The 20844-nt window shown below is 63.1% G+C and carries 20 protein-coding genes; 16 read left to right on the forward strand and 4 right to left on the reverse strand.

The window, feature by feature from the left end; genetic code table 11:
- Positions 1 to 12 precede the first annotated feature (12 nt).
- The 12 genes from aroQ (at position 13) to JQ558_RS11690 (ending at position 11767) form a co-directional block, all read left to right on the forward strand.
- Complete coding sequence (aroQ, locus tag JQ558_RS11635) at positions 13 to 498, forward strand: type II 3-dehydroquinate dehydratase (RefSeq protein WP_212274280.1); 486 nt, start codon at positions 13 to 15, stop codon at positions 496 to 498.
- 2 nt (positions 499 to 500) lie between these two features.
- Positions 501 to 1154, forward strand: coding sequence for a DUF4286 family protein (locus JQ558_RS11640; RefSeq protein WP_212274279.1), 654 nt, complete (start codon positions 501 to 503; stop codon positions 1152 to 1154).
- A complete protein-coding gene (locus JQ558_RS11645) occupies positions 1154 to 1963 on the forward strand; it encodes a sugar phosphate isomerase/epimerase (protein WP_212274278.1) in 810 nt (269 codons plus the stop codon). The genes JQ558_RS11640 and JQ558_RS11645 overlap by 1 nt, the downstream gene beginning before the upstream one ends.
- A gap of 87 nt (positions 1964 to 2050) precedes the next feature.
- Positions 2051 to 2989, forward strand: coding sequence for a LysR family transcriptional regulator (locus JQ558_RS11650; protein WP_212293707.1), 939 nt, complete (start codon positions 2051 to 2053; stop codon positions 2987 to 2989).
- 122 nt (positions 2990 to 3111) lie between these two features.
- Positions 3112 to 3993: a shikimate dehydrogenase gene (locus JQ558_RS11655; protein ID WP_212293708.1), complete on the forward strand. Its 882-nt coding sequence runs from the start codon at positions 3112 to 3114 to the stop codon at positions 3991 to 3993.
- A 56-nt stretch (positions 3994 to 4049) separates the two neighbouring features.
- The gene (locus tag JQ558_RS11660) at positions 4050 to 5189 is read left to right on the forward strand and encodes an ABC transporter substrate-binding protein (protein ID WP_212293709.1); all 1140 of its coding nucleotides are present in this window, start codon (positions 4050 to 4052) and stop codon (positions 5187 to 5189) included.
- 149 nt (positions 5190 to 5338) lie between these two features.
- Positions 5339 to 6214 carry a branched-chain amino acid ABC transporter permease gene (locus JQ558_RS11665; RefSeq protein ID WP_212274274.1) on the forward strand — a complete coding sequence of 292 codons (876 nt, stop codon included), beginning with the start codon at positions 5339 to 5341 and terminating at the stop codon, positions 6212 to 6214.
- A complete protein-coding gene (locus JQ558_RS11670) occupies positions 6211 to 7212 on the forward strand; it encodes a branched-chain amino acid ABC transporter permease (RefSeq protein WP_212293710.1) in 1002 nt (333 codons plus the stop codon). Before JQ558_RS11665 ends, JQ558_RS11670 begins: the two co-directional genes overlap by 4 nt.
- Positions 7209 to 7952 (forward strand): ABC transporter ATP-binding protein, encoded by a 744-nt coding sequence (locus JQ558_RS11675; protein WP_212293711.1) that lies wholly within the window; start codon positions 7209 to 7211, stop codon positions 7950 to 7952. Before JQ558_RS11670 ends, JQ558_RS11675 begins: the two co-directional genes overlap by 4 nt.
- A gap of 22 nt (positions 7953 to 7974) precedes the next feature.
- Complete coding sequence (locus JQ558_RS11680) at positions 7975 to 8715, forward strand: ABC transporter ATP-binding protein (protein ID WP_212293712.1); 741 nt, start codon at positions 7975 to 7977, stop codon at positions 8713 to 8715.
- Positions 8716 to 8750: 35 nt separating this feature from the next.
- The gene (locus tag JQ558_RS11685; protein ID WP_212293713.1) at positions 8751 to 10580 is read left to right on the forward strand and encodes a tannase/feruloyl esterase family alpha/beta hydrolase; all 1830 of its coding nucleotides are present in this window, start codon (positions 8751 to 8753) and stop codon (positions 10578 to 10580) included.
- A 263-nt stretch (positions 10581 to 10843) separates the two neighbouring features.
- Positions 10844 to 11767, forward strand: a complete 924-nt coding sequence (locus tag JQ558_RS11690) for a DMT family transporter (RefSeq protein ID WP_212293714.1) — start codon at positions 10844 to 10846, stop codon at positions 11765 to 11767.
- Between the two features lie 3 nt (positions 11768 to 11770).
- On the opposite strand, the gene JQ558_RS11695 is transcribed toward JQ558_RS11690, so the two are convergent.
- Genes JQ558_RS11695 through JQ558_RS11705 form a run of 3 tightly spaced genes read right to left on the reverse strand, consistent with a single transcriptional unit; the run spans position 11771 to position 14977 of the window.
- Entirely contained in the window at positions 11771 to 13330 is a 1560-nt protein-coding gene (locus JQ558_RS11695; protein WP_212293715.1) for an MDR family MFS transporter, read from the reverse strand.
- A gap of 2 nt (positions 13331 to 13332) precedes the next feature.
- On the reverse strand, positions 13333 to 14505 hold the full coding sequence (locus tag JQ558_RS11700) for an HlyD family secretion protein (RefSeq protein WP_212293716.1): 1173 nt from the start codon (positions 14503 to 14505) through the stop codon (positions 13333 to 13335).
- Positions 14498 to 14977 carry a MarR family winged helix-turn-helix transcriptional regulator gene (locus JQ558_RS11705; protein WP_212207155.1) on the reverse strand — a complete coding sequence of 160 codons (480 nt, stop codon included), beginning with the start codon at positions 14975 to 14977 and terminating at the stop codon, positions 14498 to 14500. The genes JQ558_RS11700 and JQ558_RS11705 overlap by 8 nt, the downstream gene beginning before the upstream one ends.
- Positions 14978 to 15131: 154 nt before the next feature.
- On the opposite strand from JQ558_RS11705, the gene JQ558_RS11710 reads away from it, so the two are divergent.
- Both JQ558_RS11710 and JQ558_RS11715 read left to right on the forward strand, forming a co-directional pair.
- Positions 15132 to 15623 (forward strand): Fur family transcriptional regulator, encoded by a 492-nt coding sequence (locus tag JQ558_RS11710; protein WP_211995541.1) that lies wholly within the window; start codon positions 15132 to 15134, stop codon positions 15621 to 15623.
- A gap of 92 nt (positions 15624 to 15715) precedes the next feature.
- Complete coding sequence (locus tag JQ558_RS11715; RefSeq protein ID WP_212293717.1) at positions 15716 to 16657, forward strand: DMT family transporter; 942 nt, start codon at positions 15716 to 15718, stop codon at positions 16655 to 16657.
- A gap of 176 nt (positions 16658 to 16833) precedes the next feature.
- Here the strand turns inward: JQ558_RS11715 and JQ558_RS11720 are convergent, their stop codons facing one another.
- A complete protein-coding gene (locus JQ558_RS11720; RefSeq protein ID WP_212293718.1) occupies positions 16834 to 17700 on the reverse strand; it encodes a sulfurtransferase in 867 nt (288 codons plus the stop codon).
- Between the two features lie 265 nt (positions 17701 to 17965).
- Here JQ558_RS11720 and ispG point away from each other — a divergent pair, with 265 nt between their 5' ends.
- Positions 17966 to 19249 carry a flavodoxin-dependent (E)-4-hydroxy-3-methylbut-2-enyl-diphosphate synthase gene (ispG, locus tag JQ558_RS11725; RefSeq protein WP_212293719.1) on the forward strand — a complete coding sequence of 428 codons (1284 nt, stop codon included), beginning with the start codon at positions 17966 to 17968 and terminating at the stop codon, positions 19247 to 19249.
- A 162-nt stretch (positions 19250 to 19411) separates the two neighbouring features.
- On the forward strand, positions 19412 to 20293 hold the full coding sequence (locus tag JQ558_RS11730) for a TauD/TfdA family dioxygenase (RefSeq protein ID WP_212293720.1): 882 nt from the start codon (positions 19412 to 19414) through the stop codon (positions 20291 to 20293).
- The last annotated feature ends 551 nt before the right edge of the window (positions 20294 to 20844 follow it).

A 20844-nucleotide genomic window follows, 5' to 3' on the forward strand; every position in this document is an offset into this window, starting at 1 on the left:
AGGGGAGCCTCGATGGCCATCAAGATCATGATTTTGAACGGACCCAATCTGAATTTCCTCGGAATTCGGGAGCCTCACATCTACGGCCCGACCACGCTCAAGGAGATCGAGACAAGTTGTGAGGAAGTGGCGAAATATTTGGGCGTCACGGTCACGTTCCACCAGTCCAATCTCGAAGGCGAGCTGGTTAACTGGATCCAGTCGGCGCACGGTAATTATGATGCGATCATCATGAACCCGGCGGCCTATTCGTTCACCTCGATCGCGCTGATCGACGCGCTGAAAATATTCGAAGGCCCGAAGATCGAGGTCCACATTTCAAATATTCATGCGCGGGACGAGCTGCACCGGCATTCGATCACGTCGAGCGCGTCCACCGCCGTGATCTGCGGCCTCGGCCCATACGGCTATATCGCGGCGATGCTCGCCGCTGTGCAGAAGTTGGGGAAGCTGCCGGACGCGGTTCCGGCCTCGCTGCACGGCTTAAAGGGGAGATAATAATGCGCGGCGCAGGCTTTCTGGCGATCTGGAGCGATGTCGAACCCGATCATCTGACTGACTATCGGCACTGGTTGACGCGCGAGCACACCACCGAGCGGGTGACCACCAAGGGCTTTTTGGGCGTTCGCGTGTACCGCGCCGCGCGGGCCGACATCGCCAGGTTCTTCATCCTCTACGAACTGGAAACCCCCGAGGTGCTCGACGGGCCCGCTTATCTGGCGCGGCTCAACGCCCCGACGCCGTGGTCGCAGCGCACCATGCCCCGGCTCGGCAATTTCATTCGCGGCGGCGGCGTCATGACCGCGCGGGCAGGGCGCGGCGAGGGATCGACCATCGCCGCACTGCGCATCGAACGTCTGCCGGAGAAACCGCAAGCCTTCGCCGACGCCCTCGTCGCGCTCGACGGCATTGCCGCGGTGCAGGTCGGGGTGACCGATCTGGCGCGCACCTCGGTGCCGACGGTAGAGAAGGGTATGCGGAAAGACGAGGGGATCTTTGCCGGCCTCCTGATCATCGAGGCGCTTGACGCGACTGCGCTTGCTGGCGCATTGCGTCGAGCAAGTGAAATGGCGCCGGACTTGTTCAGCGGCGGCGAGCCGGAGGTCTATCAAGGCATGTTCGCACTCGACGCCCGCATCGCGGACTTCGACTAATGCCGTCGTTCTCGCTCGCCGCGCTGACCGTCCTCGATCTGGCGCCTCCCGCGTTGATCGATATTGCCGCGGCCTGCGGCTATGACGCCGTCGGGATTCGCCTGCTGCCCGCGATGCCCGGCGGCATCGCCTATCCGCTGGAGGACAAAGCGAGCCTGAAGGAAACACTCGCCCGGCTGGACGCGACCGGCATCAGGGTTGCCGACCTCGAAGTGGTCGCGCTCCGGCCCGAGACCGATCTTGCCGGCTTTTCCGCGTTCTTCGAGACCGGCGCACGGCTCGGCGCCAGGCACATCCTGGTCGCAGGTTACGATGCTGATCTCGGCCGCTTCAGCGACAGCTTTGCGGCATTCTGCGAGGCCGCCGCCCCATATGGGCTGACAGCCGATCTCGAATTCATGCCCTGGACCTGCGTCCCCGATCTCGCCACGGCCAACCGCATTGTCGCGCCGATGCGGCAGGCCAATGCCGGCATCCTGGTCGATGCCCTTCATTTCGACCGGTCGAGGAGTTCAACCGCCGAACTTGCGCGCGTGCCCGTCCACCGGCTGCACTATTGGCAGCTATGCGACGGCCCGGCCGAGCGGCCCGCCACGAACGAAGAGCTGATCCATGCTGCCCGCCATGAGCGGATGTTTCCCGGCGAGGGCGGCATCGACCTCGTGTCGCTGGCGCGCGCCATGCCGGCGGATATCACCGTCAGCCTCGAAGTCCCGACGGTCGAGCTTGCCAAAACCATGGGCCATAAGGATCGCGCCCAGCGCGCGCTTGATGCGGCCAGGGCCGTGATCGCGGCGGCCAGACTCTGAGAACGCCCTGAGAAGGCGTTGATAAGATCATTTGCGCCGATCGAACATGGGAGTATCTCTCAGGTTCACCTTCGAAAGTTGCTGCACATGATGACGCTGCGCCAGGTCGAGGTTATCAGGGCCGTGATGATCACCGGCACGATCGGCGGGGCGGCAAAACTGCTCAACGTGTCGGCGCCGGGCATCAGCCGGCTGGTGAAATATACCGAGCGCTCGCTCGGCATCCGATTCTTCCAGCGCCAGAACGGGCGCTACTTTCCGACCTCCGAAGCGCATAATATTTTCGAGCAGATCAACGGCGTCTACAAGAAGGTCGACGACCTCACCGAAATCATCTCAAAGATCGGGCGCGGCACGCTGTCGGAATTGCGCATCGGCTCGGTGCCGAGCATTTCCCAGATCATGGTGCCGCGCGCGATCGAGCGCATCCGGCGGCGCTATCCGGATCTGCACATCGACATCAACATCCTCAAGATCGAGGAGGCGATCGACTATCTGTTGCTCGGCAAGGGCGATTGCGTCGCCATGAGCTATCGGCTCGACCATCCGGGCCTCGATTTCATGCCGCTGGCGTCAGGTGAATTGTTCTGCATCGTGCCGCAGGGGCATGAACTCGCGGGACGAAAACAGGTCACCGCCGCGGAGATCATCCGCTACCCCCTGATCGGCATCGACCCCAACGATCCCTACGGGCGCATCATGTCCGAGATCTTCGCGCGCAATAAATTGTCCTACGACATCACGATCCGGGCGCGGTTCGGCACCACGGTCTGCGCGCTGGTCAAGGCGGGGCTCGGGATTGCCGTCATCGATCAGTTCACCGTCGCGCATGGCGGTTATCCCGGCGTCGAAATGCTTCGGATCGTGGAGCCCACGAGGTTCGACACGTATATCGCGGTGAAACGCGGCGCCTCGCTCTCGCTGCATGTCGAGCATTTCATCGAATGCCTGCGCTCGGAAATGCGCGCGCTGGAGCCGAGCCGAAAAAGCCCGGCGGCACCGGCGGCGCGGGGCCGAAAAAAATAACATCATGTTATGTTTGTAAAATAAATGGGTAATTGTGTTATGCCGCGAAGGCGGTATCGTTTGCCCGGATTTGATGCTCAAACCTGCACTATCCCGTGTTGATACTGCGAGACCCCAGCGACGTGATCAAACGCCCGCCTTCGAACGGTCAAAAGTTTCTCACCGGCCTGATCGGGGCTCCGATCGCGCATTCGGCGTCGCCGGCGATGCACGAAGAGGCGGCCGCTGTTTTGGGTATCCGCTGTCACTATCAACTGATCGAGGTCGCGGGGCAGGGCTCGGCTGAGCTGCGCACGCTGCTCGACAGCATCAAGCGCATCGGCTTTGCCGGGGTCAACGTCACGTTTCCCTACAAGGAAGCCGTGATTCCGCTGCTCGACGATCTGTCGCCGGCCGCGCGCGAGATCGGCGCGGTCAATACGGTTGTCGTGCGCGACAAACGGCTGGTCGGGTACAATACCGACGCCACGGGTTTTGAACGGGCGATCGGCAATCTGGTGAAATCATCCGGTCACGGCCCCGTTGCCCTGATCGGCGCCGGCGGCGTCGGCAAGGCGATTGCCAACGCGCTCGCCGCGCTCGGTGTCGCCGAACTCAGCATCTTCGATACCGACCGCGCCAAGGCCGAACAGATTGCGGCACAGCTCCGCGGTCGCCAACCGGTGCGGATTGCGCAAACCGTTGAAGACGCACTGCGCTGTGCCGTCGGCGTGGTCAACGGAACGCCGATCGGCATGCTGCCGGATCGCGGCACGCCGGTGCCGGAGGCGCTACTGCGTCGCGACATCTGGGTGGCCGACGCGGTCTATTCGCCGCTCTGGACGCCGCTGCTGACCGCGGCCAAAGCCAGGGGCGCTGAAATCATGACAGGGCGCGATCTTGCGATCCACCAGGCCGCGGACGCCTTCGAGTTATTTACGGGAATGAAGCCGTCGATCGTCGAAATGGGGAATGCATTCGACGCCGTGATGGCAAGACGCTACTCTGCGACATCGGACGCGTAGCCGATTACAAGGCTCGCGTCGGCAAAATCAAAAGATCACGACAACAGGGGATGGAAATGAAAACAGGAATTCTGGCAGGTATCCTGCTCGCGACCATGACGGCTGCAGCGGCGTTGGCGCAGTCCGGTGCCCCCATCAAGCTCGCCAATGTGGCCGAACTGTCCGGTGGCGGCGCCACGGTCGGCACCAACTGGAAAAATGGCATCGATCTTGCGATCGAGGAAGTCAACGCCAAGGGCGGCGTGCTCGGCCGCAAGCTGGAAGTCACCCACGCCGATTCGCAATCCAACCCCGGCGTGGCGCGCGCCCAGGTCCAGAAGGCGCTCGACGGCGAGCCCTACGTCCTGCTCGGCCCCGGCTATTCCGGATCGGTCAAGGTCACGGCGCCGCTCGCGGCCGAAGCCGGCATCGCCCAGATCATGGGCGGCGAGGCCGCCGAACTGACGCAGGGCGGCAACAAATTCCTGTTCCGCACTTCTTTCGGTCAGCAATCGTCGATGCCGAAGGTCGCCAAATACATCAACGACGAGGTGAAGGCGAAATCGGTTGCGATCGTCTGGGTCAACAACGATTTCGGCCGCGGCGGACGCGACGTCATCACCAAGGAATTCGCCAAGCTCGGCATCAAGGTTGCCGCTGATCTTTCCACCGAAGCAGGTCAGGCCGACTTCGCCGCCGACGTCAGCAAGATCAAGGCGGCTGCGCCCGACGCGGTCTTCATCTATCTGAATGAAGAGGAAAGCGCCCGCATCCTGAAAGAGCTGAAGCGTCAGGCCGTCACCGTGCCCCTGATCGGCGAAACCACGCTGGTCGGCCAGAAGGTGGTCGAACTGGCGGGGGATGCTGCGAACGGCGCGCGCGGCCATGTCGGCCTCACCACCGATGCCCCGGTCGACCTGATCAAGGCGTTCCGGGAAAAGTTCGTCAAGAAGTACAACTACGTTCCTGACCATAACGGCCTCAAGGGCTATCTGGCGATCTACATGATCAAGGCCACCACCGAGAAGATGGGCAAGGTCGATCCCAAGGCGTTCGCCGATAATCTCCATGGCCTCACCATCAAGGCGGCCAGCGAGCCCGGCATCCTGATGGACGCGACCTTCGACAAGAACGGCGACATCGATCGCCAGGGTTTCCTGGTCGAGATCGTCGATGGCAAGCAGGTCATCAAGCAGGTGCTGCCGAAGCTGAACTGAGGTAGCGGCTTCTTTCTCCCGTCATTGCGAGCGAAGCGACGCAATCCAGAATCGCAAGGCAAGGTTGGATTGCTTCGTCGCAAAAGCTCCTCGCAATGACGTGGAGGCTTGTTCCGGTTAATCATGGGCTTTGAAGGTCAGAGGCCAGCATGTCCAATCTGCTTGATCTTCTGATAGCGGGACTGGCGACGGGGGCGATCTATGCCATCGTCGCGGTCGGCTTCACGCTGCTGTGGCAGACGTCGCAGACCATCAACTTCGCGCAGGGCGAATTCGTCATGCTGCCGGCGTTCCTGATGCTGGCGGCGATGCATGTCGGCGCGCCGTTCTGGCTCGCGATCGTCATCGGCATGCTGCTGTCGCTGCTGCTGCTCGGCCTCGGCTTCAAGATGCTGCTGGTCGACCCGATGCTCCGCCACGGCGTGCTGCCGCTGGCGATCGCGACCATGGCGCTCGCGATCGGCATCAAGGAAGCCGTGAAGCAATTTTTCAGCGCCGAAGCCTCGCCGTTCCCCTCCATCGTGCCTTCAGGCGATATCTCGATCCTCGGCCGCCAGGTCGCATTGCAGAGCGTCGGCGTGCTCGCGCTCGCCATCGCCGCGGTGGTCGGATTGACCATGCTGTTGAACCGCACGTCCATCGGCCATCAGATGCAGGCCACCGCACAGAACCCGACGGTCGCCCGCATCATCGGCATTCCTGTCGAGCGGATGATCCTGCTGACGTTCCTGATCAATGCCTTTCTGGTGGCGCTGGCCTCGCTGCTGATCACACCGATCTATCTCGCCAAATTCTCCAGCGGCGAAGTGCTGGGGCAGGCGGCGTTCATCGCGGCGATCGTCGGCGGGTTCAACCAGGTGCGCGGCGCAATCGCCGGCGGCTTACTGATCGGCGTCGTCGATAATCTCGCCGCGGCCTATGTCTCGACGCAATACCGCGCGGCCGTGCCGATGATCTTGCTGATCCTCATCATCCTGCTGCGTCCGCAGGGCCTGCTGGGCCGCGCCGAGGAGCGTACGGTATGAGCCTGCTCAATCGATATTGGCGCGTCGCGCTCGGTGTGGTCGTGATCGCGGCCCTGATCATCGCGCCGATGTACCTCAACCGCTACGGCCTGTTCATCCTGAGCCAATGGGCCGTGATGACCATCGCCGCGATGGGGCTCAACCTCACGCTCGGCTATGCCGGCCAGGTCTCGCTGGCGCAGGGCGCCTTTGTCGGAATCGGCGCCTATACCGCCGCGCTCATGACCACGAACGGCCTACCGCTGATCGCGGGGCTTGGGGTCGCCATCCTGCTGTGTTTTGCGATCGGCTGGATCCTCGGCTATCCGGCGCTGCGGGTGCAGCACCATTACCTCGCCTTCGTGACGCTGGCGTTTTCCACGCTCGCCTTCCTGGTGTTCCGCAACGAGAGCTGGCTCACCAACGGCATCTACGGCATCAGCAACATTCCGCGCCCGGTGATCCTGGGCTATCCGACCAACCGGCCGCTGCCGTTCTATTATGTCTGCCTCGGCTCGCTGGCCCTGGTGTCGCTGGCGACCTGGTGGCTGATCCGTTCGCCTTGGGGCCGCGCCTTCGTAGCCCTGCGCGAAAACCCGGTGCGGGCGCTGTCGCTCGGCATCGATACGCGGCGCTATACGCTGATGGCGTTTGCGATCGGCTCGGCGCTCGGCGGCGTCGCCGGCACATTGTATGCGCCGCTGACGCAGTATATCGACCCGGTTCCGTTCAACCTCTCGCTTTCGCTCGATCTGTTGTTGATGGTGATTGTCGGCGGCTCCGGATTCTTCTTCGGACCGTTCCTTGGCGCGATGATCGCGGTGCTGCTGCCGGAATGGATTCGCGAGGTAACGCAGGGCTATTATCTGATGCTCTATGCGGTCGCGGTGATCCTGCTGCTGATCTATTCGCCGACCGGCATTCTCGGAATCATCGATCGCTATCTGACCGAGCGGCGCACCAAGGCCGCCTCCGCGCTACGCGCGGTTGCGAAATCAGGGCTGGAGCCGGCGCCATGACCACGGTTCTCGAAATCAGCGACATCAAAAAGAATTTCGGCGGCATCAAAGCAGTCGATGGCGTCAGCTTCGACGTGCAGGAAGGCGAAATCCTCGGCCTGATCGGGCCGAACGGTTGCGGCAAGTCGACCTTGTTCAATTGCATTCTCGGCCAGTTGCAGCCGAGCGCCGGCGAGGTGAAGGTCGATGGCAAGGTCGTCACCGGGTTTCGGCCGTCGGATTTGAACCGGCTTGGCGTCAGCCGCACGTTCCAGCTGCTTCAGGTGTTTCCAAAACTGTCGGTGCGGGAAAATCTCATCCTCGCCGGCCAGGAGCACCAGGGCAACATGCTGTCGCGGTTGCTGGGTCCATCGGATGCGGGCCTCAGCAAGGCGGCCGATCAGATGATCGAGTTTTTCAAGCTCGGCCATCTCGCCGGTGAACTGGCCGGCGGATTGTCCTACGGGCAGCAGAAATTGCTCGATGCCGCCATGGCCTTCATGGGAGGGCCGCGGCTGGTGTTGCTCGACGAGCCGGCCGGCGGCGTCAATCTGACGATGCTTGGCGATCTCAAGGCGCGGCTGGCCGAGATCAACCGCGAGAAGCGCGCCACCTTCGTCGTGATCGAACACAACATGGAATTCGTGATGTCGCTGTGCTCACGCGTGGTGGTGATGGCGGAAGGCAAGGTGCTGGCGATCGGTACGCCCGCTGAGATCCGTGCCAACAGCGCGGTCATCGACGCGTATCTCGGCCACTGAACCGGTGGATGAGGGAACACAGATGAGCGAACCCATCCTCGACGTCAAAGGCCTGGTCGGCGGTTATGGCAAGATGACCATCCTCAACGGCACCAGTTTCTCGGTGCCGGCAGGCACCATCACCACGGTGATCGGCCCGAACGGCGCCGGAAAATCCACCGTGTTCAAGGCGATCTTCGGCCTACTGAAACTGCGCGAAGGCAAGATCATCTTCAAAGGCCGCGACGTCACCGGCTTCAGCCAGCGCGAGCTGCTCACGTCAGGCATCTGCTACGTGCCGCAGGGCCGCAACATCTTCCCGGAATTATCCGTGCGCCACAATATCGAACTCGGCGCCGTCGTCGCGGGGGGCGATATCCCGGACCTGCCGGCGCGCATCGAAGCCGCGCTCGATCGATTCCCTATTCTGCGCAAGAGGGCCACGCAGCAAGCATCCACGCTGTCGGGCGGCGAACAGAAGCAGCTCGAGATCGCCCGCGGCCTGTTGCTCAATCCGCAATTGATGCTGGTCGACGAGCCGTCGATCGGGCTGTCACCGCTGATGATTCGGCAGACCTTCGGCATCCTGCAGGATCTGCGCGACCGCGGCGTTTCGATCCTGTTGATCGAGCAGAACGCGCGCTCGGCGCTGGAAATTTCGGACTACGGCATCGTGCTCGAACTCGGCCAGACCCGTCTGGTTGACAGGGCCGACAAGGTGCTCAGCAATCCCCGCGTCGGCCAGCTCTTCCTCGGCGGCGCGATCGATCAGCCATCCGCATAATCACCAGCTACATAAAATTACGGGGGGACGGAACGATGTCGATCACACCGGGCAAACTCATTTGTGCGGCTCTGTTGCTCGCCGCGAGCGGCCAGATAACGCCGGCGCTGGCGCAGCAGCTTGCCTGCGACGATGGCATCAAGACGGCCTTCAAGCCCGACGCCGACACCACGGTTGTTGCGGTTCGCCAGGTCAAGAAGGGCGAGGAATTAAAGGCGCCCGATGCGCCGCAGCCGGTGACGGCGGCCGCCGACATCTGTCTGGTGAAGCTGCTGGTCGGCCCCGGGGCCACGGCCGAAAAGGACAAGACCGCGCGCTCGTACTCCGAGGGCATCGGCATCGAGGTCTGGCTGCCGGCGCCTTCCAACTGGAACGAGCGCATCCGCAATTATGGCGGCGGCGGATGGGTCGGTGGCGGACATCGCGTCGCCGGTCAGATCGGCAGCAAGGTCCCGGCCATCGTCAACGCCAATATCGGCTATGCGTCGGGCACGACAGATGCCGGCCAGCCCTGGTACCAGGACGGCTCGTTCAGCTTCCTCTCCGACGGCAAGCTCAATACCGAGTCGCTGCGGGATTTCTCGGTGCGCGCGATGGTGGAGCAGGCGGTCAAGACCAAGGCGCTGGTCAACGTCTATTACGGCAAGGCGCCCAAATACACTTACTACGACGGCCATTCCCAGGGCGGCCGGCAGGGCATGAAGGTCTTCCAGGAATACCCTGAGCTCTACGATGGCTATCTGATTGCCCAGCCCGCGCCGAATATCGCGAAGTTCGGAACGTCCGGATTGTATCCGCAGATCGTGATGAAGACCGAACTCGGCTTCACGTCAGTGAACAAGGACGCCGCCAAGGCCTTTGCCGCCAAGGTCGCCGCCGCCAATCAGCGCGCCGTCGCCGCCTGCGACACCGCCGGGCTTGGCTTCCTGCTTGATCCCTTTGCCTGCAACTACAATCCCGCGCGCGATGCGGCGGCGCTGTGTGCCGGCGCTGCCGGCGACGGCGTCACCGGCAGCAATCCGGATGCCGCGACCTGCATGAGCGCAAAGGAGGCGATGGCGCTGAACCGGATCTGGTACGGCGCCACACCGGACGGCAGTTTTGACGCCGCTCAGACGCCTGAAAGTCGCAGCGGCAAGTCGCTCGGCCCCAAACAAATCTGGTGGGCGTTCACCCGCGGGACCGGCATCGGCAATCAGATCACCAGCGCCGGCGTGGATAGCGTGGCCCAGGCGCTGCAGGATGTCAGCTATGCCGCCGATTCCAGCGCGACCGCGGCCATACCGATTACCAACGGATCGACAGCCGTGCGCAACAAATGGCTCGAACTCGACTATGCCGGTCTGGCCGACGCCGTCGCCAAAAACGTCGCGCTGCAGCCGACGCATTTCAGCAACCTCATCACCGACAAGGCGGATCTCGCAAAACTGCGCGACCTCGGCCGCAAGGTGGTGATCTGGACCGGCCTCGTCGACGATGCGATCCCGCCCGCCGGCAACATCAACTATCATGAGCGCGTGCTGGCTCAGATGGGCGGGCACGCCGAGGTGGCGAAGTTCATGCGGATGTATCTGGTGCCGGGTGCCGCGCACTCTTCGCAGGGCCGGGCCTACACGGTCGGCGGCAAGAACGACACCGTGCCGATGCCGAAACTGCCCGGCAATGCCAACCAGACGCCGACGCGCGAGCAGGACCAGTTCTTCACCGCGCTGGTCGATTGGGTCGAGAAGGGCGAAGCGCCCGGCGACATCCTGCTGACCTCGCGCGACAAGAGCATCAGCTATCCCGTCTGCGTCTATCCGCTGAAAACGACCTGGAACGGCAGCGGACCGGTCACGCAGGCCTCGAGCTTCGGCTGCCGGTAGTGTAGAGCGTGATGAGTTCAGGTTGAGGGGGCCCACTCGCCTCTGTCGCGTCATCCTGAGGTGCGCGCTCTTGCGCGCCTCGAAGGATGAGAAGCGCCCGTGACCCATCCTTCGAGGCTCGCCCAGCGGTGCAAGTGCACCGCAAGGCTCGCACCTCAGGATGACGATTCGATTTAAAATCACTGTCCTCGTTGAGGGTCGCCGCTGCTGTGCCGGCATGGTAGTTGGTACGGCATCGGAATGCCAGCCGGACCAGATCGACCATGAGCGAGCCAAAAACGGCAACAGGCGCGCGGACCCACGAAGTGCTGGGCCTGCTCGGTTTCCTGCTGGTCGCCACTGCCCAGGTCTCCAACATGATCCTGGCGCGCGGCGTGGCCGGCAGCGTTCCGCCATTCTCGATCGCGTTCTTCCGCTGGAGCATCGTGGCGCTCGGCCTGCTGCCGGTCGTCGTGATGGCGCTGCGCGAGAAGCCCGCAGCGTTGCGCGGGCAGTGGCCGGGCATCGCGCTGGCCGGCTTTCTCGGCATGTTCATCTGCGGCGGTCCGGTCTATGTCGCCGGGATCACCACGTCGGCGATCAACCTCGCGCTGATCATGGCGCTGTCGCCGATCGTCGTGCTGCTGTTCTCCTTTGCCTCGGGGCGGGAATCCATTGCCCGCAGGCAAATCATCGGCATGGCGGTCGCGCTGGCCGGCGCGCTCCTGATCATCACCAAAGGACAGGCCTCGGTCGGGACCGGCCTCTCCACCGGCGATCTCCTGGCGCTGCTCGCGATGCTGGGCTGGGCCGGATACACCTTGATGCAAAATCGCGTCGGCCAGGGCGTCAGCTTCCTGGCGCGGATCGGCCTGTTCGCGGCGGCCGGCGCGCTGTTCTCGCTGCCGTTTGCGGTCTATGAAATCTGGCAGACGCCGTCAGCCGCCTTCACCGGCCGCGCCGCGCTCGTCTATCTCTTCGCAGGCCTCGTTCCCGGGCTGTTTGCCTATGCGGCCTATGCCTTTCTCGGCGCGCGCTTCGGCGCGGTATCGACCTCGCTCAGCCTCTACCTCGGCCCGATCGTCAGTGCTGCCCTGTCGATCCTCTTTCTCGGCGAGGCGCCGACGATCGTCCATCTGATCGGCGGTGCGCTGTCGCTTGGCGGCATGTATCTGTGCCTGCAGGCCAAACCAGGCGAGGCGAGATAGCCTCTACTCGATCACCGCATGATCGGGCGCCACCGACTGGGCGCGCAGCGTCGCCTTGGTCGAACCGATCATGATGGCCAACGGGATCGATACCAGAACGAACAGCATCACCAGCTGGTAGTCCTGGGAGAAGGCGATGATCTGCGACTGCGCCTTGACCATGGCGTCGGCCATGGCGCGGCCGGTGTCGGTGCCAAGATCGATCATGCCGCGCACATTGGGCATCTGCAGGGCGTGGTTGAACGGGTTGATATTTTCCGACAGCCCCGCATAGACCCGCCGCGATCCCTCGGTCAGCTGCGAGATCACGATGGAAATGCCGACCGAGCTCGCGACATTGCGCATCAATGTCAGCATCGAGGTGCCGTCGGTGCGCAAATGATTGGGCAGCGTGAGGAACGCCACGGTGGACAGCGGCACGAATACCAGGCCGAACCCAAATCCCTGCAGCACGCTGATCACGACGATCTCGGTGACGCCGGTCTGGTCGGTCCAGCCAGTCATGTAGAACAGCGAGATCGCCGTGATGCTGAGGCCCGCGATGATAAGGTTGCGCGCCTCGACAAAGCGCATCATCCGCCCGACCAGCATCATCGCGACGAAGGTGCCGCAGCCGCGGGTCGCCAGCAGCACGCCGGCGGTGATGATGGGATAGCCGATCACGTTCTGCAGGAACGGCGACGACAGCGCCATGGTCGAGAACAGCACCAGGCCCATGACCGCCATGAACACGCAGCCGCCGACGAAATTCTTGTCCTTGAACAGCGCGAACTGGATGAACGGCTTGGAGGTCGTGAACGAATGCGCCAGGAAATAATAGAAACCGATGCCGGCGATGATGAACTCGGCGATGATTTCGTTGGATTCCAGCCAGCCGAGCTGCTCGCCGCGGTCGAGCGCCAGCTGCAGCGATCCGATCGCGACCGCGAGCGCCGTGAAGCCGAACCAGTCGAAGCGCAGCTCCTGGTCCTTTTTGGTCTCGTCCATGAAGATCATGAGGCCGAGCACGGTGAAGATGCCGAACGGCAGGTTGACGAAGAACACCCAGTGCCAGGAATAGGTTTCGGTCAGCCACGCGCCCAGGGAAGGTCCCATGATCGGACCCATCATCACGCCCATGCCCCAGATCGCCATCGCCTTGGCGCGCTCATGCAGCGCGTAGGAATCCAGCATCACCGCCTGCGACAGCGGCACCAGGGCTGCGCCGAACACGCCCTGCAGCAGGCGAAACAGCACCATCTGGTTGATGTCCTGCGCGAGGCCGCACAGCACGGATGCGATCGTGAAGCCGGCCGAGCAGACGATGAAGATGCGCTTGCGGCCGAAGCGGTTGGCGATCCACCCCACAGGCGCGGTCATGATCGCGGCCGCGACGATATAGGAAGTCAGCACCCAGTTGATCTGGTCCTGGGAGGCCGACAGCGAGCCCTGCATGTAAGGCAGCGCGACATTGGCGATCGTGGTGTCGAGCGCCTGCATGATCGTCGCCGTCATGGCGCAGATCGTCACCATGTTCCGGCGCAGGCCGGGAACCGCAGCAGGTGACGAGTCCGGCGCCGGCATGGTCAGTCGGTTTCGTGGTTAGCCGCGGCCGGTGTCAGGCCGAGCAGGTGCGCGAGCGAGCGGCGGTGGTTGGTGTCGATGCTGGCATAGACGCTCATGCCGGCTTTCAGCTTCCGGACAAACTTGTCGTTCTTGTCGAAATAGATCCGCACCGGAACGCGCTGCACCACCTTGACGAAATTGCCGGTGGCGTTCTGTGGCGGCAGGATCGCGAACTGCGCGCCGGTGCCGGGCGAGAGCGAGCCGACCGTGCCCTTGAACACGTGGTTGGGGAAGGCGTCGACGTCGAGCGTGACGCTCTGGCCGACCGCCACATAGGTGAAGTCGGATTCCTTCGGATTGGCGTCGACCCAGGGGTTGGCGACGTCGATGATGGAAAACACCGGGCTGCCCGCCATCACGAAGCGGCCGAGCTGGATCTGCTCGACCTGCGTCGCGACGCCGTTCATCGGCGCGCGCACGGTGGTCAGATCGAGGTTGCGCTGGGCGTCGTCGAGCGCCGCCTTGGCCTGCATGTAAGCCGGGAATTCTTCCAGTGGCAGCTCGGGGTTGCCGAGCAGCTGGTTGAGGGCGTTGGATCGCTGTTGCGTGACCAGCTGGCGCTGCGCCTGCGCGGTGACCAGGGTCGTGGCGCTGTTGTCGAGATCGAGCTGCGAACCGGCCTGGCTCTTGACCAGCGAATTCTTGCGCTCGACGTCCTTTTGCTTGAGCGCGATGCCGGCGTTGACCAGTTCGATGGTCTGTCCGTACAGCTTCACATTGGCGACAAGGGTGTTGTGGCTGACCTTGGCGTCGTCAAGTTTGGAGCGCGCCTGCGCCACCGCCAGCCGGAACGGTACCGGGTCGATCTGGAACAGGGTGTCGCCGGTCGAGACCTGCTGGCCTTCCTTCACGGTCACGCTGATGATCTTGCCTGACACGTCCGACGTGATCAGCACCTTCTGCGCGCCGACATAGGCATCGTCAGTGGTCACGTAACGGCCGCCGTTGAGATAGAAGGTGATGCCGGCTATCGCCGCGACCAGCGGCAGCACCACCAGCAGCAGGAAACGGCGATAGCGGCGCATCCCGGCCATCAGCCGGCGGCGCGGTTCGGCGGCCAGTTTCGGGCGCGGCGTCGGCGAATCCGGACTGGTCTTCTGCTCGGGCGGGAATTTGAGCACGGGATCAGCCATAGCGCTGCTCCTTCCGGGGTGGTTCGCCGGGCGGATTCTGGACCGCGTTGCGAACGTTTTCCTTGATCAGATCGAGTTGCGACAACAGGCGGTGGGCGTCGGCGGGATTGATGCCGTCCAGCGCGGTCGCGGTGAGTTCGGAGCGCAACCCAGAGAGTTTGCCGAGCAGCGGGCGCGCTGCCTTCTTCAGGTAAAGCCGGTTGACGCGGCGGTCGGTCTCGTCGCCGCGGCGCTCGATCCAGCCATTGTCGCAGAGCTTGTCGATCAATCGCGTCAGCGTGATCGGCTGCATTTCCATCAGTTCGGCGAGTTCCGTCTGCTTCAGGCCTTCGGATCGTTCGACCTTGGCCAAAACCGCCCATTGCGCGCGGGTGATGCCATAGCGCGCCGCCTGCTTGTCGGCATAGGCGCGCATCATCCGCTGCACCTCGCCGAGCGTAAACAGGAAGTTCATATCCACCGAACCGCGCATCGCCAGCCTCCATAAGCTTTGGATATTATAAGCTTGCTTATGAATTCCACATGCCGGGTTAAGTAGGTACCAGCTCCGCCCTCAGAACATGGCTGGTGTCTGCGGAACCACCGGGCTTTGGGATTGGGCGCCAAAATGCTACAAACTCGACGCAATGACCCTGGCAAAACCCACTTTTCCCGCACCCGACCACGATCACGGCCGCTGCGCCGCGGACGCGATCGCGCATGCCGAGCAGGTTTGCGCCAAGCGGGCGCAGAAATTCACCCCGATCCGGCGTCAGGTGCTGCAGGCGCTATTGTCCAGCCACCGTCCGCTCGGGGCCTATGAGGTGATCGACGAACTCGCCAAGACGATGCCGCGGCCGGCGCCGATCACGGTCTACCGCGCGCTGGATTTTTTGATGGAGAACGGCCTCGTTCACCGCATCGAAAGCCGCAACGCCTTTCTCGCCTGCGCGCACGACCATGACGCGACCGCGATGGTGGCGTTCCTGATCTGCGACCATTGCGGCTCGGTCGGCGAAATTCCCGCGGCCCCGGTTGCCCAAAGCCTCAATGCCGCGGCGCGCGCGTCCGGCTTTGCGCCCAAGCTTTCCGTCGTCGAGATTGCCGGCACCTGCGCGCATTGTCAGAAAGCTCCTTAGATTTTTGGCATGATCCTTATCCAAAAACCGGAAAGCCACTTTTCGGGATCATGCTTGTAACCAACACGGCGCCAAGCCGGCCACGAGGATAAATGTCGTCCAATCCAGTGATCTCTGCCGCCGGGCGTGCGCTCACCCCGGGCGCTATCGCCTTGATGCTGATGCTGTGCCTGAGCTGGGGTTTCAATCAGATCGCGGTGAAGCTGGTGCTGCCGGATGTGCCGCCGATGCTGCAGGCCCTGGTCCGCTCGCTTGGCGCGCTGCCGGTGTTGCTCGTCATCGGCTGGTTTCGCGGCGTCAAATTCTTCGAGCGCGACGGCACGCTGTGGCCGGGCGTCATTGCGGGCATGATCTTCGGGATCGAATTCGTGCTGATCTATCGCGGCCTGCTGCTGACGTCGGCATCGCGCGCCGCGGTGTTTCTCTACACCGCGCCGTTCTTCGTCGCCCTCGGCTCCTACGTCTTTCTCGGCGAGCGGCTGCGCGCCTCGCAATGGGGCGGGCTGGCCCTGAGTTTTGCCGGTGTGGCGCTGGCGATCGGCGTTCCCCAGGCCAATGTCGATGCCAATGTGTTGATGGGCGATCTTTTGATCGTCGTGGGCGGCGCGCTGTGGGCGACCACGACGCTGATCGTCAAGACGACCGCGCTGATCAAGGCGCCGGCGGAAAAGGGGCTCGGCTATCAGGTGGCGATCTCGATCCCGATTCTCGCTGCCGCGGCGTGGATTTCAGGCGAAACCATCACCCACGTTCCCGGACCGCTATCGCTGGCGCTGCTGGCCTATCAGGCGTTCTGGGTGGTCGGCCTGACGTTCCTGCTGTGGTTTGCGCTGGTGAAAACCTATTCGGCAAGCAAATTGTCGGCCTTCACCTTCATCACGCCGCTGTTCGGCGTGGTGGCCGCGTACTTCATCCTGCATGACACGCTGACGATCGCGTTTGGCGTCGCCGCGCTGCTGGTCATCGCCGGGCTCTACCTTGTCAACCGGCCGGAAACGGCGAGGGCGGAGGTCGCACCTGATCCGAATGTGTGATGGGGTGAATGTGCTGCGCCACCATCACAAGTGTCGTCGCCCGGCTTGACCGGGCGATCCAGTACGCCGCGGCTTATCGCTTCTATCGCAAACTTCTCTGGAATACTGGGTCGCCCGGTCAAGCGGGGCGATGACAGCGGTGTATGCGCGAGCACTTCGCTCTTAAGAAAGTTCCGCTAATCCGTCTCGATCGGCAGCGTCTCATCCTTGGCCCACTCGCCCATCGAGGCGTCATAGAGGGTGAGGTTGTCGTAGCCGAGCCGGTGCAGCAGGAACAGGTCGATCGTCGCCGAGATGCCGCCGCCGCAATAGGCGATCACCTGCTTGTCCTTGCGCAGGCCTTGCGTCGCGAATTTCGCTTCGGCGTCGGCGAGCAGCACGAAGACGCGCGTCGAGGGATCGAGCAAGGTTGCGGCCGATACGTTGCAACTGCCGGGAATCCGGCCGGGCCGGCCGTAGCGGCTCGGCTCCAGACCTTTGTGGAATTGGGGGCCGAGTGCGTTGACGACGACGGCGCTGTGATCCCTGACAGCGGCGAGCACCTCGTCCTTGCCGACGAAGAAGCCGGGTCGCGGTTTTGCCGTGAAGGTGGCCTTCTTATATCCCCTTGCTGGCCCGGTCTCGATCTCCCGCTCCTCGGCCTTCCATTTGTCGAAGCAGCCATCGAGCACGGCGACATTGTCAAAGCCGAGCGATCTCAGCATCCACCAGAACCGCGTCGCCCACATCGGCGTGCCGATGGAATACAGCACGACGCGGCTGTCCGCACTGACGCCGTGACGCCCGAACGCCGCCTCGAGCTGCGCGATATCAGGCATCATGAAGCGGAGCTCGATGCCCTGTTTGGAGAATTCGCCCTGCAGGTCGAGAAAATCGGCGCCGGGAATATGGCCGGCCGCGAAGGTCTGGTCGCCGGGCACCGCGATATAGGGCGCGTTGCTGCCCGCGGGCGCCGGTTCGAGATAGGTCGTGCAATCGAACAGCCGCAGGTTGGGCCGGTCGAGGATGCCGGCAAGTTCCACCGTGCTGATGAGCTCCGACATGCTGACCTCCCGTTAATTGAACAATGCTAGGGTGTGCGGCGACGGATGAAAAGCCGCCCTGCCCAGCGCAAGCAGCTCTTTCAATCCGGCGCTTCCTGTCCAATATAGCTGACAGGGGAGGCCGAGTGTTGATCGCCCACCTCGAACCGCAATGGCCGGATTAAGCCATTGAAAATACAGAGATAAAATTCAAATTCGGATGCGGCCGGCTGGCCCATTCCTGTCCCCTTGGTGAATGTCACCAAAACCTGATATTCGAGACGCCATGAACAAGCCCGAAAAACCGCCGCAAGACGACGTCGCCGGCCCCAGCGCCCGGCATCAAACCACCCAGGTCATGGTCGGCAATGTCGCCGTCGGCGGGGGTGCGCCGATCGTCGTGCAGTCGATGACCAACACAGACACCGCCGATATCGACGGCACCATCGCCCAGGTCGCCGCCCTCTCGCGCGCCGGGTCGGAAATGGTCCGCATTACGGTGGATCGCGAGGAGGCGGCCGCCGCCGTCCCGCACATCCGCGACGGCCTGCGCAAGCGCGGCATCACCACGCCCCTGATCGGCGACTTCCATTACATCGGCCACAAGCTCCTGGCGGATTATCCGGCCTGCGCCGAAGCGCTCGACAAATACCGCATCAATCCCGGCAATGTCGGCTTCAAGAACAAGCGCGACACCCAGTTTGCCGACATCATCGAGATCGCCAACAAGAACGACAAGCCGGTCCGCATCGGCGCCAATTGGGGCTCGCTCGACCAGGAACTGCTCACCAAGCTGATGGACGAGAACATGCTCTTGCCGAACCCGCGCGATGCGCGGGCGGTGATGCGCGAGGCGATGGTGCAGTCGGCGCTATTGTCGGCGGCGCGCGCCGAAGAGCTCGGCATGCCCAAGAACAAGATGATCCTGTCGGCGAAGGTTTCCGCCGTGCAGGATCTGATCTCGGTCTACGAGGTGCTCGCGGAGCGCTCGGACTACGCGATCCATCTCGGCCTCACCGAAGCCGGCATGGGATCGAAGGGCATCGTGGCGTCGTCAGCGGCGCTCGGCATCCTCCTGCAGCAAGGCATCGGCGACACCATCCGCATTTCGCTCACCCCCGAACCCGGCGGCGATCGCACACTGGAAGTTCAGGTCGCGCAGGAACTGCTGCAGACCATGGGTTTTCGAACCTTCGTGCCGCTGGTCGCGGCATGCCCCGGCTGCGGCCGCACCACGTCCACCACGTTCCAGGAACTGGCGCGCTCGATCCAGGATTTCATCCGCGAAGAGATGCCGGCCTGGAAGACGCAGTATCCGGGCGTCGAGGCCCTGAACGTCGCGGTCATGGGCTGCATCGTCAACGGCCCCGGCGAATCCAAGCACGCCAATATCGGCATCTCCTTGCCCGGCACCGGCGAAGCCCCGGCCGCGCCGGTGTTCGTCGACGGCAAGAAGTTCCGCACGTTGCGCGGCCCGACCATTGCGGCCGACTTCAAGGCGCTGGTGATCGACTACATCGATCAGCGCTATGGCGCGGGCGCGAAGGCACCGGTGACGGCGGCGGAGTAACGCTTGTAGGGTGGGTTAGCGAAGCGTAACCCACCATCTTTGTTCTCCCTTCAGCGGTGGGTTACGCCTTCGGCTAACCCACCCTACGCACCGATCCCGATTGCTCTTCTCATCATTCGGGCTACGATGCTTCCCAAATCAATAATGATTGGGAGAACACCCATGAGTTCACTCTCCAGCAAGCAGGGCCCCCGCTATCGGCACATCGCCGGCGAGAGCGAACCCTATGAGACCATCGGCGTCGAAAAACTGACACCGATCATCGGCGCGGAGATTTCCGGCGTCGATCTATCAAGCGCGTTGTCGAACCGCACGATGGACGAAATCCATCGCGCGCTCGCCGAAAACCTCGTGATCTTCTTTCGCGACCAGCACATCACGCCGCAGCAGCATCTGGCGTTCGGCCGGCAGTTCGGCGAACTGCACATTCACCCCGCAGCGCCGCATGAGGGCGACGATCCCGCGCTGATGAAGATCTACGCCGACAAGGATTCGCCGCGCGCCAATGGCGAGGGCTGGCACACCGATGTGTCCTGCGACGTCGAGCCGCCGATGGGCTCGATCCTCTACATCAAGCAGTGCCCGCCGCGCGGCGGCGACACGCTGTTCGCCAACATGTATGCGGCCTATGAAGCGCTGTCGGACCGCATGAAGGCCTATCTCGACGGGCTCACCGCGCTGCATGACGGCGAGCAGACCTATCGCGGGCTCTACGCCAATTACGGCGTGGCCGACCGCCCGGAATATCCTCGCGCCGAGCATCCTGTGGTGCGCACCCATCCGGTTACGGCTAAGAAGGCGCTCTACGTCAACCGCGGTTTTACGCGATTCCTGATCGGCGTTCCCCGCGACGAGAGTGACGCGATGCTGGCCTATCTCTACCAGCACGCGGAAAATCCGCTGTTCCAGTGCCGCTTCCGCTGGACCGAAAACGCCATCGCTTTCTGGGACAACCGCTGCGCCCAGCACCGCGCGATGTGGGATTACTGGCCGCATACAAGGTCGGGTACGCGCGTCACCGTGAAAGGCGAGCGGCCGGTGTAGGTACCCCTCCGTCATCCCCCGATGCGCAATTGCGCATCTGAGAATCCATCAGGCAGCATGCGCTGTCGCTTGATGGATTCCGGGCTCGATGCTGCGCATCGCCCCGGAATGGCAGCTTGATTTGGATGTCGGTCCTCTCCGCATCATTGCGACCCGTTGGCTCACAATGACGGTTAAGTGCGTCAAAACGACCCGACGGGCAAATCAATTCTTAGTTTCAGAAATCGCGTCAAGTCAAAAATTTCTGTAAATCAAAAACATTTCTGTTGTCGGCCAACCCAAATCAGTGCGCATCTATCGCCATCCCGTCCTACTCAGAAGGGCGTCGGCCGTCGTCACGGACGTTGGACGGGTTGCGGTGGACGCTGGTTTACGCCTCGACGACGGCGTGGATGAGCGTACGGCAAAACCGTGTGGTCCTGGCGCCCGTTGCTGGCGTCAAGCTGTCGGGTCGGCGCAAGCTGAACCGGTGGTGACGGAGTCAACCAAGAACTCGTCTCCGGGGAGATCACGGCATAAGCCGTAAAGCCATTGCGCAGGGAAGGCCGGGT

Origin of the sequence: Bradyrhizobium sp. AUGA SZCCT0160 (genome assembly GCF_018130105.1) — a bacterium.
Taxonomy (GTDB): Bacteria; Pseudomonadota; Alphaproteobacteria; order Rhizobiales; family Xanthobacteraceae; genus Bradyrhizobium.